Below are 16,712 nucleotides of genomic sequence, written 5' to 3'. Positions count from 1 at the left end.
ATACACTTTTAGCGTACGTTTAATGTAACCTCAATATTTCCTCGTGTTGCTTTAGAGTAAGGACATACACCGTGAGCGGCTTCTACAAGTTCTTGTGCTTCGCTATGTGAAACGCCAGCGACATGTACATCAAGTACAGCAGATAGGCCGAAACCACCATCTGTATCTTTTCCGATAGAAACGTGAGCAGTTACTTCTGTACTTTCTACTTTCACACGTTTCGTACGAATGACAAGTTGTAATGCACTATCAAAACAAGCAGCGTAACCAGCAGCAAATAGTTGTTCTGGATTTGTTGCCTCTCCGCCTGCACCACCTAGTGCTTTCGGCATTTTCACATCAAGATTTAATATGCCATCATCTGATACTACTTTTCCATTTCTTCCACCTGTAGCAGTTACTGAAGCAGTATATAATTTATCCATGTTTATTCCCCTTTTCTATCATTAATTGTTTTCATTGTTTCAATTAGTTTATTTAATTGAATTAATAAAGAACGATATTCTTGTTCTGTAATTCCTAAATTTGTTGCCATCGTTGTCGGCAATGAACAAGCCTTATCTTGTAAATCTTTTCCTTGTTCTGTTAATTCAATACACACTTTTCGCTCATCTTCTTTGGAACGAACGCGTTTTACAAGGTTTAATGATTCCATTCGTTTTAACATAGGTGTTAACGTACCGGAATCTAAAAATAGACGTTCTCCAATTTCTTTTACTGTTAATCCATCTTGCTCCCATAGTACGAGTAAAGTAATGTACTGTGGATACGTAATGCCCATTTCTTCTAAATATGGTCGGTAAAAGCGTGTAACCTCTCTAGAACAAGCGTAAATAGAAAAACAAAGTTGATTATCTAGATGCAAAGAATCTTCTGTCATGAATGACTCCTTTCTAATTAGGTTGTGCACAATTTAATTTTGTAAAATCAATATAACGAAAAAGAAATACAATGTCAAATACATTGTATTGAGAAAGTTTGTGCTACAATTTGGAACAATCATACATATTTTCCTTCATGATGAAAGAAGATAGGAAAGATGATGTTATAATTTATATGGAATAGTTTCCATCACTTGATTATGAGGGCTTTTTTTGGTAACGTACAAATAGAGTTATTAATTTATAATCATTATAAAGTAGAAAAATTTTATTCATTTTACTGAATCTCCTTTCTTACATATGGAGAATAAATAAAAAAATAATCGGTTGTTCACACGATTGTCAGATTCATAAGAGGAAAGTTGTATTATGATAGTAGATAAAGTGATAAAACGGGTGAAGGGGGACATGCTGCGTGCATATTCTTGTTGTTAGTGTAAATTATCGAACAGCCCCTGTAGAATTTCGTGAGAAACTCACATTTCAGGCAGCAGAGCTAGAGCAAGCAATGACTACATTACAAAATCAAAAGAGCGTGTTAGAGAATGTCATTGTATCAACTTGTAATCGCACTGAGGTTTATGCTGTTGTCGATCAATTACACACGGGACGGTATTATATTAAGAAGTTTTTAGCTGATTGGTTTCAGCTTGAAATAGAAGAAGTCGCACCATATTTAACTATTTTTGAACAAGATGGTGCAATCGATCATTTATTCCGCGTAACGTGCGGTTTAGATTCTATGGTAGTTGGAGAGACGCAAATTTTAGGTCAAATAAAAGATAGCTTTTTAGAAGCGCAACAAGTAAAAGCAACAGGGACAATTTTTAATGAATTGTTTAAGCAAGTTATTACATTGGCGAAACGTGCTCACTCAGAAACGACAATTGGTGAAAGCGCGATGTCTGTTAGTTATGCTGCTGTTGAGCTTGGGAAGAAAATATTTGGCGAGTTAACAGATTGTCACGTACTTATTCTTGGTGCTGGTAAAATGGGTGAACTTGCACTACAAAACTTATATGGAAGTGGTGCTCGTAAAGTAACAGTCATGAATAGAACGCTTTCAAAAGCAGAAATAATGGCTGAGAAATATATGGGACACGCAAAACCTTTAAGTGAATTACAATGTGCATTATTAGAAGCTGATATTTTAATTAGTTCAACTGGTGCATCGGATTATGTCATTACGAAAGAGATGATGACAAAGGTAGAGAAAATGCGCTCTGGTCGTCCATTATTTATGGTTGATATTGCAGTGCCGCGTGATATTGATCCAGCAATTGATGAGCTAGAAGGTTCTTTCTTGTATGACATTGATGATTTGCAAGGAGTAGTGGAAGCGAACCGTGCTGAGCGTTTGAAAGAAGCAGAGAAAATTCAATTTATGATTGAAGAGGAAATTGTTGTATTTAAAACGTGGTTAAGTACACTTGGTGTCGTTCCGTTAATATCAGCCCTTCGTGATAAGGCACTTGCTATTCAAAGTGAAACGATGGAAAGTCTGGAACGAAAAATACCGAATCTTAGTGATCGTGAGAGAAAAGTAATTAGTAAGCATACGAAAAGTATTATTAATCAATTATTAAAAGACCCAATTTTGGTAGCGAAAGAAATAGCTGCTGAAGAGGGAGCAGACGAAAAATTAGCGTTATTTGCAAAGATTTTCGATTTAGAAATGGAAGACGTAGAGAGTCGTGCGGAAGAAGTAGAACATAAAAGAGCGTGGACACCATCCGTTCCATCTTTATAATTTGGAAGGATGATCGGATGAGTTTTTTAAATAACAGTATTATTTATCATATTGCAATTATTTTATATGCTTGTAGCATTAGTTTATATTTTATAGATTATTTCCAAAGTAACCGAAAGGCGAACCGATTTGCTTTTTGGTTACTTTCGATTGTATGGGTTCTGCATTCTATTTTTATGTTGCTTAGAGCTACAGATTCAGAAACGAACCCCCTTTTAACCTTATTATCAGGTATTTATTTTTATGTTTGGCTATTGATTACGATGTCGTTAGTCATTAATCGATTTATGAGAATCGATTTTTTAGTCTTTTTTACAAATGTTGTTGCATTTGGCGTAAGCGCTTTTTCTATTTTTACGCCGCTTGGAAAGATGTCGCCGATACTTGCAGAGCAATTAGTTTCGGAGCTTGTATATGTACATGTCGGTATGGCTATTATTTCTTATGCAACTTTTACTGTATCGTTCATTTTTTCTATTATGTATTTATTGCAATATCGCCTATTAAAAAAGAAAAAATGGAATGCCAGATTAAGAAGATTAGGGAATTTACCGAAGCTAGAATCGATGTCTTACGGATTAAATTTATTTTCTGTTCCATTTTTCTTACTAGCTATTTTATTAGGATGCATATGGGGATATACAAAATTGGACAATTTCCATTGGTATGATACGAAAGTAATCGGGTCCTTTGTCGTTCTATTTGTATATTGTGCTGGCCTATATTTACGAGCGGCAGATGTGTTGCAAGGGAAGAAAATCGTGCAGTGGAACATCGGAGCATTTCTCGTAATGCTAATTAATATTTTTCTATTAAGCAGTTTATCCAACTTCCACTTTTGGTATTTATAATGAGGAGAGAAAATTATGCGCAAAATTATTGTAGGGTCACGAAAGAGTAAATTAGCATTAACGCAAACAAATTGGTTTATTGATCAGTTAAAAGCGCTAGGTTTACCATATGAATTTGAAGTGAAAGAAATCGTCACAAAAGGCGATGTAATTTTAGATGTTACTCTTTCAAAAGTAGGTGGCAAAGGCTTGTTTGTGAAGGAGATTGAACATGCGCTACTTACGAAAGAAATTGATATGGCTGTACATAGTATGAAAGATATGCCGGCCGTACTTCCAGAAGGATTAATGATTGGTTGTACACCAAAGCGTGTTGACCCTCGTGATGCTTTTATCTCAAAAAACGGAGCGTCGTTTAAAGAGTTAGCAGAAGGCGCTATTTTAGGTACGAGTAGTTTAAGACGTAGTGCACAGCTACTCGCTGCGAGACCAGACTTACAAGTGAAGTGGATTCGCGGAAATATCGATACACGTTTACGCAAATTAAAAGAAGAAGATTACGATGCAATTATTTTAGCGACAGCGGGATTACAAAGAATGGGCTGGGATAATGAAGTTATTACAGAACATTTAGATGAGACGTTATGTGTACCTGCTGTAGGACAAGGTGCATTAGCGATTGAGTGTCGTGAGGATGATAAAGATTTACTGCAGTTGTTAGCTCATATGAATGATGGAGTAACAGAAAAAACAGTGGCAGCAGAACGCGTATTTCTTCATAAACTTGAAGGTGGATGCCAAGTTCCAATCGCTGGATATGCAACTCTTACGGAAAATGATGCAATCGAATTAACAGCTCTTGTCGGGTCTATGGACGGTTCGGTTTTATTGAAAGAGACAGTAGTAGGAACTGATCCAGAGAAAGTAGGATTAGAGGCTGCGGACCGTTTAATTAACCAAGGCGCAAAAGAACTCATTCTTGCTGCAAATAAGGGGCAACAATAAATATGAACGCTCTCGCTGGCAAAACGGTATTGATTACACGTGCCCAGCATCAAGCAAAACAAATGAGTGTAGCGGTGAAAAAAAAGAGCGGAATTCCATTGGAAATTCCGCTTTTGCGTATGGAAGGTATGTCTCATAGGCAAATTCAACATATAGCAGGGCAGTTACATTCGTATGACTGGGTTATTTTTACGAGTAAAAATGGGGTAGCTTTTTTTCTAGATCGTTTGAGACAGAAGCTACCTGTAACGACTAAAATTGCTGCAGTAGGTGTGAAAACAAAGTTAGAGTTAGAAAAGCGAGGCTATCGAGTGGATTTTGTTCCAACTTCATTTGTTGCAGAAGTATTTGCAGAAGAGTTTGTAAAAAGATTAAGTGGAAACGAACGTATTTTATTTCCGAAAGGGAATTTAGCAAGAGACGTAATTCCAGTTGCGCTTCGTGAAATGGGTGTTTCTCTAGATGAGCTTATCGTATATGGTACGAAAGAAAATGTAGAGAAAAAGCAAGAGCTTATAGAAGCGTTAGAAGTAGGGAAAGTAGATATTATTACATTTACGAGCCCTTCCACTGTTACTAGTTTTGTTCGTTTACTTGAGGATACAAACTGGAGAGAATGGACAAAAAAATGTACAATTGCTTGTATAGGGCCTATTACGGAAAAAGAGGCGAGCCTTTATTTTCCGCATATTATTATGCCGAAAGAGTACACTGTAGAAGCATTACTACAATGTGTTTGTGAATCTATAAAATAAAAGAATGGGGATAGAAATCTATGAACTCTTTACAATTTAATCGTCATCGTCGCTTAAGACAAAGTGGAGGCATGCGTGCGCTTGTGCGTGAAACGTTTTTACATACGGAAGATTTTATTTACCCTATTTTTGTATTAGAAGGAGAGAATGTTCGTAATGAAGTGCCTTCTATGCCAGGCGTATATCAAATATCTTTAGATTTATTGCAAGCTGAAATGCAAGAAGTTGTTGATTTAGGTATTCGTTCTGTTATTGTATTTGGTTTACCTGCTGAAAAAGATGAAGTTGGATCATCAGCATATTGTGATCATGGAATTGTGCAACGTGCGATTCAGCAAATTAAAGGTGAATTCCCTGATCTAGTAGTAGTTGCGGATACATGTTTATGCCAATTCACAAGCCATGGTCATTGCGGTGTAATTGAAGATGGTATTATTTTAAATGACGAGTCTCTTGCAGTTCTTGCAAAAACAGCTGTAAGCCAAGCGAAAGCAGGAGCGGACATTATTGCGCCATCAAACATGATGGACGGATTCGTAACAGCAATTCGCCACGCATTAGATGAAAATGGTTTTGGACATGTACCAGTTATGTCGTACGCTGTTAAATATTCATCAGCATTTTACGGACCATTCCGTGATGCGGCGCATGGTGCACCGCAATTTGGTGATCGTAAAACATATCAAATGGACCCAGCGAACCGCATGGAAGCATTCCGTGAAGCAGAATCAGATGTAATGGAAGGGGCAGATTTCTTAATTGTAAAGCCAGCTCTTTCTTACTTAGATATCGTTCGTGATGTGAAAAATAACTTTAATTTACCAGTCGTTGCTTATAACGTAAGCGGTGAATATTCAATGATTAAAGCGGCAGCGCAAAATGGCTGGATTAATGAAAAAGAAGTTGTACTTGAAAAATTAATTAGTATGAAACGCGCAGGAGCAGATTTAATTATTACGTATCATGCGAAAGATGCAGCAAGATGGTTACAAGAAGGAGGCGCTAAATAATGAAAAAGTTTGATAAGTCGATTGCAGCGTTTGAAGAGGCTCAAGATTTAATGCCTGGTGGCGTAAATAGCCCAGTTCGTGCTTTTAAGTCTGTCGGTATGAATCCGTTGTTTATGGAGCGTGGAAAAGGCTCTAAAGTATATGATATCGATGGAAATGAATACATCGATTACGTATTATCATGGGGTCCGTTAATTCATGGTCATGCAAATGATCGTGTTGTTGAGGCTTTAAAAGCTGTTGCTGAAAAAGGTACGAGCTTCGGTGCTCCAACGGAAATTGAAAATAAATTAGCGAAACTTGTTATTGAGCGTGTTCCATCAATTGAGATTGTGCGTATGGTTAACTCTGGAACAGAAGCGACAATGAGTGCGCTACGTTTAGCTCGTGGTTATACAGGGCGTAACAAAATTTTGAAATTTATCGGTTGTTATCACGGTCATGGTGACTCGTTATTAATTAAAGCGGGTTCTGGTGTAGCAACGCTAGGTTTACCAGATAGCCCTGGTGTACCAGAAGGTGTAGCGAAAAATACGATTACAGTAGCGTATAACGATTTAGAAAGTGTGAAATACGCTTTCGAACAATTCGGTGATGATATTGCTTGTGTCATTGTAGAACCAGTAGCAGGGAATATGGGTGTTGTTCCTCCGCAACCAGGATTTTTAGAAGGTCTTCGTGAAGTAACAGAGCAAAATGGCGCATTGCTTATTTTTGATGAAGTAATGACAGGATTCCGTGTTGCTTATAATTGTGGACAAGGTTATTACGGTGTAACACCTGATTTAACTTGTTTAGGTAAAGTAATCGGTGGTGGATTACCGGTAGGAGCATACGGTGGTAAAGCAGAAATTATGCGCCAAGTTGCACCGAGCGGACCGATTTATCAAGCAGGTACTTTATCAGGTAACCCACTAGCAATGGCAGCAGGTTATGAAACGTTAGTACAGTTAACGCCAGAATCGTATGTAGAATTTGAGCGTAAAGCTGAAATGTTAGAAGCTGGCTTACGTAAAGCGGCTGAAAAACATGGCATTCCACATCATATCAATCGTGCGGGTTCTATGATTGGTATCTTCTTTACAGATGAACCAGTTATTAATTACGATGCAGCAAAATCTTCAAACTTAGAGTTCTTTGCGGCTTACTATCGTGAAATGGTAGAACAAGGGGTATTTTTACCGCCATCTCAATTCGAAGGTTTATTCTTATCGACAGCACATAGTGATGCTGATATTGAAGCGACGATTGCAGCGGCTGAAATTGCAATGTCAAAATTAAAAGCTTAATTGAATAAAGAAAATCGCTCTCCGTAAGGAGAGCGATTTTTTTTATTCATAAAGTCAGCTTTCCGTACATAAATCTGTAATGACATATAGTTTGGGAGGGGGAAAAGAAGTGGCAACAGATCATTCATTACGTTTTTCATTAAAAGAATCTGTTTGGTTCCAAAAAGGACAGGAAGTCGAAGAACTTTTGTCAATTTCGTTAGATCCAGACGTTGAGATAGAAGAGCTTGATCATGAGGTTATTGTGAGAGGGCAATTAGATTTAACGGGAGAGTATGTTGCAAGGCAAGATGATTCAGCTTATTCATTAAGAGATTTATCGCCAGCGAAGTCAATTGATTATGTAGAAACGAGAGAAGATGGGGTTAATGAACTTGTTCATTCCTTTCCGCTTGAAATATCGATCCCAAGAAACCGTGTGAAAGTAATTGAAGAACTATATGTATCCATCGAGGAATTTGATTATGAATTAAAGGAAAATGGTTGCTTACAATTATTAGCGGATATATCTATTACAGGATTATGTGATGAAGAACGCATCGAGGATGAAGAGGAAGAGAAAGAAACGGCGTATGCTGAGTTGGAAGTTGATTCAGCGCAAGAGGATGAAAATAGACCGACGCCGCAAGTAGAAGAACCAGTTTATAAGGAATCAGATGAGTGGGAAGATTACGCGTTTGAACCGTTCCAACTAGAAGAAAGAAAAGAGCAGGAAGTAGAAGAAGAGGAAATAGAAGAACATGAATTTGTAGAGCGTGAAGAGGAGAAAGAAACAACGCCGCAATTTGAATTGTTCGGACGAAAAGATTTCAAGAAAGAAAAAGCGAAAAAACAAGAAGAGCAAGAAGAAGAAACGTATTCACAGCGAGATGAAAATGCGCTTTATTTAACGAAATTATTTACGAAAGAACCGGAAGAAGAATTTACAAAGTTAAGAATGTATTTCGTGCAAGAAGGAGATACGATCGAATCTGTTGCAGAACGTTATGAAACATCTGTACAAAACTTATATCGTGTCAATCAAACAGAAGATATATATTTAACTACAGGACAAATTATTTATATTCCTGTTTCAAGAGCAAAAGCGAAATAAGTGAGTGTTTTCACTCACTTATTTTTCTAAAGGCTATGTTTTGAATAGAAAGGGTTATTCGTATGGATATGGAATTACGAAATCGTTATGAACCCATTGTAAGGCAATATAGATTGGATACGCAGCATATGGAAGAGCACGGAAGTGTGACGAAAATTTATACGAATCAAGGTCCATATGCGCTCAAGAAAATAGAAGGCAGGAAGTTAGAGCGGAATAACTTTTTGCATCATATTCAATATTTAAAGGAGAAAGGTTTTTCAAATTATGTACCTATATATCATGCGACGGACGGAAATTATATTTTAAGTGACGGTACGTATAATTATTATTTAATGCCTTGGTTAGAGCGTGCGGAAGGGAACGGCGAGGATAATGATCAATACCATAAAATGTTTCAGACTCTCGGAACGTTGCATCAAAAAACGGTAAAAGAAGAAACGTATACAGAAGAGGATTTAGAAAAACATTATACAAATATATCCGATCGCTGGGAAAGTGATGGAGAGATGTTAGAAGAGTTTCTTGTAGAATCGGAAGCGAAGTGGTATATGTCTCCGTTTGAATTGCAATATTGTACGTACTATCATCATGTAATGAGGGCGCGTGAGTTTGCGACGAAGCAATTAAATGAGTGGAACGATGCAATGAAAGAAAAAGAAACAACGCGCATTACTTTTGTACATGGTAACGTATCGCTTAATCATTTTTTATTTGATTATGAACGGAATGGCTATTTTATTAGTTTAGAAAAATCGAAGTTTGCAACACCTGTGCAAGATATTGTAGGCTTTTATTCTCGGTCTTTAAACACATATCCAATTGCGCGAAGTGATCGGTTTGAATGGTATCAAATGTATCAAAAAAATTTCCCTTTTACGAAAGAAGAGCAACTACTCATGTTTGCGTATATGACGTATCCATCGCAATTTATTCGGCAAATCCAGTCTTATAAGAAAAGAAGAGAGCGGCGTAATGAGGAAAATGAACTTCTCGGAGTAAAGAGTTTGCAACAAGCGCATTGGCTCGTTAGTAATATAGAATATTTTCTTTCGCAATTACAAGCTGCCCAGCAAGGGAACGGATAAAGAAGATAAGTAGAGGATGTTACTTATCTTCTTTTTTTTACTCAAAAAGCTGTAGTATTAAATTTATCTTGACGAATAAGGTTTCGTTTTTTACACTATTGTATATAATAATTAACAATCATATAAATGCCTTGAAGGGGAAGAGTATAACAAGAAACGTCTTCAGAGAGGAGAATCATTAGCTGGGAGATTCTCTAGATAGTTATGTTAGAAGGTAGCCCTGGAGCATCTTTTCTGAACGGAATAGTTCTCATTAGGAAAAGACGGATTTGTCCGTTATCAAATTAAGAGTATAAGCAAATTCCTGAATTTGTTTGTAAATAAAGGTGGTACCGCGATGTCCCTCGTCCTTTTTTGGATGAGGGGCATTTTTTATTTTAAGGAGGGAAAATAATGTCAAACACGGAAAAGAATTTACCAACTAAATATGATCATATGTCCGTTGAAGAAGGCCTTTATCAGTGGTGGTTAGAAGGCAAATATTTTGAAGCAACAGGAGACGAGAAGAAACAACCGTATACAATTGTAATTCCACCTCCGAACGTAACTGGTAAGTTACACTTAGGTCATGCTTGGGATACAACTCTTCAAGATATTTTAACTCGTACGAAGCGTATGCAAGGTTACGATGTATTGTGGCTTCCAGGAATGGACCATGCGGGTATCGCAACACAAGCGAAAGTAGAAGGGAAACTTCGTGAAGAAGGTATTTCACGTTACGATCTTGGCCGTGAGAAATTCCTTGAAAAGGCTTGGGAATGGAAAGAAGAATACGCTTCTCACATTCGTCAACAATGGGGGAAAGTTGGTTTAGGACTAGACTATTCTCGCGAACGTTTCACATTAGACGAAGGTTTATCTGATGCGGTTAATAAAGTATTCGTTCAATTATACGAAAAAGGCTTAATTTACCGCGGTGAATATATTATCAACTGGGACCCGGCAACACGCACAGCTCTTTCTGATATTGAAGTAATTCATAAAGAAGTTCAAGGTGCATTCTACCATATGAACTATCCGTTAACAGATGGATCTGGCCACATTCGTCTTGCAACAACTCGTCCAGAAACGATGCTTGGTGATACAGCGGTAGCGGTTCATCCAGAAGACGATCGTTACAAGCATTTAATCGGAAAAACAGTTACACTTCCAATCGTAGGCCGTGAGATTCCGATTATTGCTGATGAGTATGTAGAAAAAGATTTCGGAACAGGTGTTGTAAAAATTACGCCAGCTCATGACCCGAATGACTTTGAAGTAGGTAACCGTCATGACTTACCACGTATCTTAGTAATGAACGAAGATGGAACGATGAACGAAAAAGCTGGTAAGTATAACGGTATGGATCGTTTCGAGTGCCGTAAAGCGTTAGTAAAAGATTTACAAGAAGCGGGCGTATTAGTAGAAATCGAGCCTCATATGCATTCAGTAGGTCATAGTGAGCGTAGTGGTGCAGTTGTTGAGCCTTACTTATCAACACAATGGTTCGTAAAAATGGCTCCACTTGCTGAGAAGGCAGTAGCGCTTCAGCAAAAAGAAGAAGAGAAAGTAACGTTCGTACCAGAGCGTTTCGAAAACACATATTTACGTTGGATGGAAAATATTCACGACTGGTGTATTTCTCGTCAATTATGGTGGGGACACCGCATTCCAGCTTGGTATCATAAAGAAACTGGTGAAGTATACGTAGGTACAGAAGCACCAGCAGATATTGAAAACTGGAATCAAGATAACGACGTACTTGATACATGGTTCAGTTCAGCACTATGGCCATTCTCAACACTTGGTTGGCCAAATGAAGATGCAGCAGACTTCAAGCGTTACTATTCAACAGATGCACTAGTAACTGGTTATGACATCATCTTCTTCTGGGTATCTCGTATGATTTTCCAAGGTTTAGAGTTTACAGGCGAGCGTCCATTTAAAGATGTATTAATTCACGGTTTAGTTCGTGATGAGCAAGGACGTAAAATGAGTAAATCTCTTGGTAACGGTATTGACCCAATGGAAGTTATCGAGAAGTACGGTGCAGATGCAATGCGTTTCTTCTTATCAACGGGAAGTGCACCAGGTCAAGATTTACGCTTCAGCATGGAGAAAGTAGAATCTACTTGGAACTTCATTAATAAAATTTGGAATGCATCACGTTTCGTATTAATGAACATGGATGACATGAAATATGAAGAAATCGATTTAACTGGTGAAAAATCAGTTGCAGATAAGTGGATTTTAACTCGCTTAAATGAAACAATCGAAAGCGTAACACGTAACATGGATAAATATGAGTTCGGTGAAGCTGGTCGCTCATTATACAACTTTATTTGGGATGATTTCTGTGACTGGTACATTGAAATGGCGAAACTTCCTCTATACGGTGAAGATGAAGCAGCTAAGAAAACAACTCGTTCTATTTTAGCTTACGTATTAGACCAAACAATGCGTCTATTACACCCATTCATGCCATTCGTAACAGAGAAGATTTGGCAACATTTACCGCACGAAGGCGAATCTATTACAGTAGCAGCGTGGCCAACAGTACGCGAAGATTTACAAGATGCAGAAGCTGCAGCAGAAATGCACCTTCTAGTTGATATCATTCGTTCTGTTCGTAATATCCGTGCAGAAGTTAATACGCCAATGAGCAAAAAAGTTCAAATGCAAATTAAAGCAAAAGACGAGGCTGTACTTGCTCAACTTACGAAAAACAGCTCTTACATTGAGCGTTTCTGTAACCCAAGCGAATTAACAATTCAAACGGACTTACAAGCGCCAGAAAAAGCAATGACTGCAATCGTAACAGGTGCAGAGTTATTCTTACCGTTAGCTGATCTTATCAATCTTGATGAAGAGAGAGCGCGTCTTGAGAAAGAGCTTGAGAAGTTCGACAAAGAAGTAGAACGTGTACAGAAGAAACTTTCAAACCAAGGTTTCGTAGCGAAAGCTCCTGCAGCAGTTATTGAAGGAGAGCGTGCGAAAGAGCAAGATTACCTAGAAAAACGCGAAGCAGTTCGCCAACGTCTAGCAGATCTTGAGAAATAAAATGCTTTTTAGAGACTCACTATATTGGTGAGTCTCTTTTCTTTGCGTATAATAGGGTTATGAAGGTTGTTTTTTGAAAGGGGAAAGCATACGTGATACATACATACGAAGAAGCGATAGGGTGGATTCATAGCCGATTGAAGTTTGGTATTAAACCGGGATTAGAAAGAATGAGATGGATGCTAGAAGAGCTCGGAAATCCGGAGCGTCACATAAAATGTGTTCACCTTGCTGGTACAAATGGAAAAGGTTCAACGTTAACATATATGCGCTACATGTTAGAAAATGCAAAATATAAGGTAGGAACATTTACCTCCCCTTATATTGAAACATTTAACGAGCGTATTAGTGTGAATGGAACACCAATTGCAGATGAAGAGATTACTGAACTTGTAAAGATGGTAAAGCCAGTCGTTGAAAAACTAGATGAAACGGATTTAGGGGAAGCGACTGAGTTTGAAATTATTACTGTTATGGCAATTTGTTACTTCGGTAAAGTTAATTTCTGTGATGTTGTTTTATTTGAAACAGGGCTTGGAGGGCGCTTTGATTCTACGAATGTGATTCATCCAGTTCTCACGATTATTACGAATATCGGTCACGATCATATGCATATTTTAGGTAATACATTAGGAGAAATTGCATATGAAAAGGCGGGAATTATTAAGTCTGGTGTTCCGGTTATTACTGGTGTGCAAGATGAGGAAGCGTTGCAAGTCATTCAAAAAGTTGCAAAGGAAAATCAGGCAAACTTATACGAGATGGGCAACCATTTTACAGCGTTACATAAGCAGTCTAGTGAAGATGGAGAACAGTTCGATTTCACTTGTCCTTTCGCCTCTTTTGAAGATGTGCGAATCACAATGAAAGGCAGCCATCAAGTAGGAAACGCAGCACTTGCACTTATGGCAGTCATGTATGTAAAAACATACTTATCATTTTTAATTGAGGAAGAAGAAATAAGAACGGGATTACAGGAAGCGTATTGGGTGGGGCGCTTTGAAAAACTGCAAAGTAATCCGGATATTATTATAGATGGTGCTCATAACCCAGAAGGTATTGAAAGTCTTGTGAAAACGGTAGAATCACATTACAAAGATAAAAATGTAATAGTTTTATTTACTGCCCTTGGTGATAAACAATTGCACAATATGGTAGGTCAATTAGAAAGCATCGCCGATGAAATTATTTTTACAACATTCGCCTTTGATCGTGCTATTTCAGCAGGCGAGCTTGCATCGTATGCAAAGGAAGAGTCAAAATTAGTTTTTGAAAATTGGAAAGAGGCAATTGATACGAAGGTTGAAATGCTTGGAGAAAATGATGTTTTTATCATAACAGGTTCTCTTTATTTCATTTCGGAAGTTCGAAAATATATTCGCGAAAAAAACTAGATAGTCTGTACTATCTAGTTTTTTTGTTCTACAAATGAAGTCAAATGCATACATATAAGATAAATATATAGGGTTATTTGGCGAATTCCTCTGACAAATATCTCGTTTTTTTGTGAAATGAATATGATATGATGCGGACAACGATAAGAGGTGAGGTGTGAGTGTATGGACAAGCAATCACGAACGATCTCAGTGAAAGTGAATGGAACAGAAGCGAAGTATGAGGAGAAGAAGAAAGATGAATTTGACTGGATGGTAGTAGAAAGTGAAAGGCCAAAAAACGTTGTTCCGTTTCAAAAATCAAAAGTAGCGTCTACGGAAAAAAATCGAAAGAAGTGGAGCAATACGTTAATTGCAATCGTTGCAACTGCAATTATTATTGGTACGGCGTTTGGGATGGGGATGCTACAGTTACTGAAAGGACAAGGTGCGACAGGAGGAAGTGAAGTAACAGCTTCGAAGCAGATGCGAAAGGAAGAATCAAAGGTGGGTGGAACGGCAGAACAAACACCAGCACCAAAAGAGGGAAAAACAAAAGCACAGACAGGAACGTCATTAGATCCAATGAAATTATTTTTTGTTCAAGGAGGAATCTATTCTTCTGAAGAAAAGGGACAGGCCGCTCTTGAAGAGTGGAAAGGTAATGGAGGTGTAGCAGCCTTAAAACCGAGCGGTGATAAGTATGCATTAGTTGTTGGTATTGCTAGCGATGAACAAGGCATAAACCAATTAATGACGCAGTATAAAAAAGATAATGTCTCCGTATTGAAAAAGGACTGGGATATAACAGATAAAGCGTTACTTAAAGATGATAAAGAAATCGGGGCGTTTTTAACAAAAGTACAGCCATTATATACTCATTTAGCAAAATATGCTTCTAGCGTACAAGCTAGTGAAAAAAGTAATGCAAAAGATATAAGTGCAATCGAAAAAGAGTGGAAAGCGATTGAAAAAGAAGGGAAAAGTATGAAGCAGGAAGAAGCGAAGAAATTGTATATGTATACGTCGGTAGCTGTGCAAACAGTGAAGGATGGAAAAGATGATAAGGAATCATTAGCGAAATTAAATCAAGTTATCATTGATGGTATACTTTCATACGAAAAAATTGTTTCACAAAAGGTGAAATAATAGGATAATGAAATGACGAAGGAAGAAGTGTAGAGGCTTCTTTCTTTTCTTTTGAATTTAGAGTAAAGTGCTTTCTCTATGACAGGAATATAATCGTGTTTTGGTAAGGAAGTATTATTTTGTTTAGAGAAAATAATATTTCTTTTATTTGTGGACAAACTATTCCTTTGATACGATTGATATAAATGATTCTGCTTCATGTGAGAAAGGAAGGAGAAAATATGAAAAAAATTATTTTAGCTTCAGGATCACCTCGCAGGAAGGAATTGCTTGAGTTAGCGGGTGTACCATTTGAAATTGTTGTAAGTGAAGTAGAAGAAACGATTGGTGCGTATTCATCGCCTTCTGATATTGTTATGTCCCTTGCCCTGCAAAAAGCATCTGCGGTAGCAGAAAACAACAGTGATTATATTGTGTTAGGTGCAGACACAATTGTTACATATGAGTCGCGTATTCTTGGAAAGCCATCTAATGGGGCTGAGGCGAAAGAAATGTTGCAATTATTATCAGGGAAAACACATGAGGTGTATACAGGTGTTGCAATTATAGCAAAGGACAAAACAGTCACTTTTTACGAGCGTACAGAAGTTACGTTTTGGGAATTAACAGAAGAGGAAATTGACACATACATTGCATCAAAAGAGCCTTTGGATAAAGCAGGAAGTTATGGGATTCAAGGTAAAGGATCTATTTTTGTTCAACATATTCAAGGGGACTACTATAGTGTAGTTGGGTTACCAATTTCACGTCTTGTTCGGGAATTAAAACAATTTAATATTGATGTAACCCATGCGTAAAACTGCATGGGATTTTCTTTGAGAGAACAAATAAAGGGGTGGAGAAATGAACGGTATTCGTGATGTTGTCAAAGAAGAACAGCCACGGGAGCGTTTATTGTTAGAAGGGGCTGGAAGTTTATCCAATCGGGAGCTTCTTGCAGTGTTACTCAGAACAGGTTCTAAAGAAGAAACAGTTTTAAAGTTATCGGATAAAATTTTGCATCATTTTGATGGTTTACGTATGTTGAAAGACGCAACGCTAGAAGAGTTAGTGAGTATACATGGTGTTGGAGTTGCGAAGGCATCACAGCTCATCGCTGCTTTTGAACTCGGTAGAAGAATGGTGCGTTTAGAATATCAAAATAGATACAGCATTCGAAGCCCGGAAGATTGCGCCAGATATATGATGGAAGAAATGCGCTTCTTGCAACAGGAGCATTTTGTATGTCTCTATTTGAACACAAAGAATCAAGTTATACATAGGCAAACGATTTTTATTGGAAGTTTAAACTCTTCAATTGTACATCCCAGGGAAGTTTTTAAAGAAGCATTTCGCCGTGCAGCAGCCTCTATCATATGTCTTCATAACCAACGGGGAGCGGGTATGTTCCTCAACAAGTAAAAAAAGACATCGGTTGAAAAACGAACGACTTTTTTATTTGTCTTTCAAGGGAAAAGGAACATGTATATTTCTTTTTGTTAATTATAGT

The 16,712-nt window shown here is 37.6% G+C and carries 14 protein-coding genes, 1 pseudogene and 1 other annotated feature; of the genes and pseudogenes, 13 read left to right on the top strand and 2 right to left on the bottom strand.

Going from position 1 to position 16,712, the window contains the following annotated elements:
- Positions 1-8 precede the first annotated feature (8 nt).
- Together BAQ46_RS10090 and BAQ46_RS10085 are read right to left on the bottom strand one after the other, a co-directional pair.
- Entirely contained in the window at positions 9-425 is a 417-nt protein-coding gene (locus tag BAQ46_RS10090; protein ID WP_000359781.1) for an organic hydroperoxide resistance protein, read from the bottom strand.
- A gap of 2 nt (positions 426-427) precedes the next feature.
- Positions 428-880 (bottom strand): MarR family winged helix-turn-helix transcriptional regulator, encoded by a 453-nt coding sequence (locus tag BAQ46_RS10085; RefSeq protein ID WP_000133920.1) that lies wholly within the window; start codon positions 878-880, stop codon positions 428-430.
- Between the two features lie 416 nt (positions 881-1,296).
- Here BAQ46_RS10085 and hemA point away from each other — a divergent pair, with 416 nt between their 5' ends.
- The 13 genes and pseudogenes from hemA to radC form a co-directional block, all read left to right on the top strand.
- The gene (gene hemA / locus BAQ46_RS10080) at positions 1,297-2,631 is read left to right on the top strand and encodes a glutamyl-tRNA reductase (RefSeq protein ID WP_000547851.1); all 1,335 of its coding nucleotides are present in this window, start codon (positions 1,297-1,299) and stop codon (positions 2,629-2,631) included.
- A 17-nt stretch (positions 2,632-2,648) separates the two neighbouring features.
- A complete protein-coding gene (locus tag BAQ46_RS10075) occupies positions 2,649-3,482 on the top strand; it encodes a cytochrome C assembly family protein (protein ID WP_000008993.1) in 834 nt (277 codons plus the stop codon).
- Between the two features lie 15 nt (positions 3,483-3,497).
- Positions 3,498-4,427: a hydroxymethylbilane synthase gene (gene hemC / locus BAQ46_RS10070; RefSeq protein WP_001226412.1), complete on the top strand. Its 930-nt coding sequence runs from the start codon at positions 3,498-3,500 to the stop codon at positions 4,425-4,427.
- A gap of 2 nt (positions 4,428-4,429) precedes the next feature.
- Complete coding sequence (gene hemD / locus BAQ46_RS10065; protein WP_061132101.1) at positions 4,430-5,182, top strand: uroporphyrinogen-III synthase; 753 nt, start codon at positions 4,430-4,432, stop codon at positions 5,180-5,182.
- A gap of 20 nt (positions 5,183-5,202) precedes the next feature.
- Positions 5,203-6,192: a porphobilinogen synthase gene (gene hemB, locus BAQ46_RS10060; RefSeq protein ID WP_001087058.1), complete on the top strand. Its 990-nt coding sequence runs from the start codon at positions 5,203-5,205 to the stop codon at positions 6,190-6,192.
- Positions 6,192-7,481 (top strand): glutamate-1-semialdehyde 2,1-aminomutase, encoded by a 1,290-nt coding sequence (gene hemL, locus BAQ46_RS10055; protein WP_000712926.1) that lies wholly within the window; start codon positions 6,192-6,194, stop codon positions 7,479-7,481. The genes hemB and hemL overlap by 1 nt, the downstream gene beginning before the upstream one ends.
- 109 nt (positions 7,482-7,590) lie before the next feature.
- Positions 7,591-8,574 (top strand): stage VI sporulation protein D, encoded by a 984-nt coding sequence (gene spoVID / locus BAQ46_RS10050; RefSeq protein WP_071741878.1) that lies wholly within the window; start codon positions 7,591-7,593, stop codon positions 8,572-8,574.
- A 62-nt stretch (positions 8,575-8,636) separates the two neighbouring features.
- Positions 8,637-9,662, top strand: a complete 1,026-nt coding sequence (ysxE, locus tag BAQ46_RS10045) for a spore coat protein YsxE (RefSeq protein WP_000367001.1) — start codon at positions 8,637-8,639, stop codon at positions 9,660-9,662.
- A gap of 122 nt (positions 9,663-9,784) precedes the next feature.
- Positions 9,785-10,017: a binding site (T-box leader), on the top strand.
- A 38-nt stretch (positions 10,018-10,055) separates the two neighbouring features.
- On the top strand, positions 10,056-12,701 hold the full coding sequence (locus tag BAQ46_RS10040) for a valine--tRNA ligase (RefSeq protein WP_000072229.1): 2,646 nt from the start codon (positions 10,056-10,058) through the stop codon (positions 12,699-12,701).
- Positions 12,702-12,793: 92 nt separating this feature from the next.
- The gene (locus BAQ46_RS10035) at positions 12,794-14,095 is read left to right on the top strand and encodes a bifunctional folylpolyglutamate synthase/dihydrofolate synthase (RefSeq protein ID WP_000582084.1); all 1,302 of its coding nucleotides are present in this window, start codon (positions 12,794-12,796) and stop codon (positions 14,093-14,095) included.
- Between the two features lie 165 nt (positions 14,096-14,260).
- Positions 14,261-15,223 carry a hypothetical protein gene (locus tag BAQ46_RS10030; protein WP_061132103.1) on the top strand — a complete coding sequence of 321 codons (963 nt, stop codon included), beginning with the start codon at positions 14,261-14,263 and terminating at the stop codon, positions 15,221-15,223.
- 221 nt (positions 15,224-15,444) lie between these two features.
- Positions 15,445-16,020 (top strand): Maf family protein, encoded by a 576-nt coding sequence (locus BAQ46_RS10020; protein ID WP_061132104.1) that lies wholly within the window; start codon positions 15,445-15,447, stop codon positions 16,018-16,020.
- 46 nt (positions 16,021-16,066) lie between these two features.
- Positions 16,067-16,591: pseudogene (gene radC, locus BAQ46_RS10015) on the top strand (DNA repair protein RadC); the annotation flags it as partial.
- Positions 16,592-16,712: the final 121 nt, after the last annotated feature.

This window comes from Bacillus paranthracis, from assembly GCF_001883995.1.
GTDB classification, from domain to species: domain Bacteria; phylum Bacillota; class Bacilli; order Bacillales; family Bacillaceae_G; genus Bacillus_A; species Bacillus_A paranthracis.
This window is presented reverse-complemented; position numbering and strand designations above follow the sequence as displayed.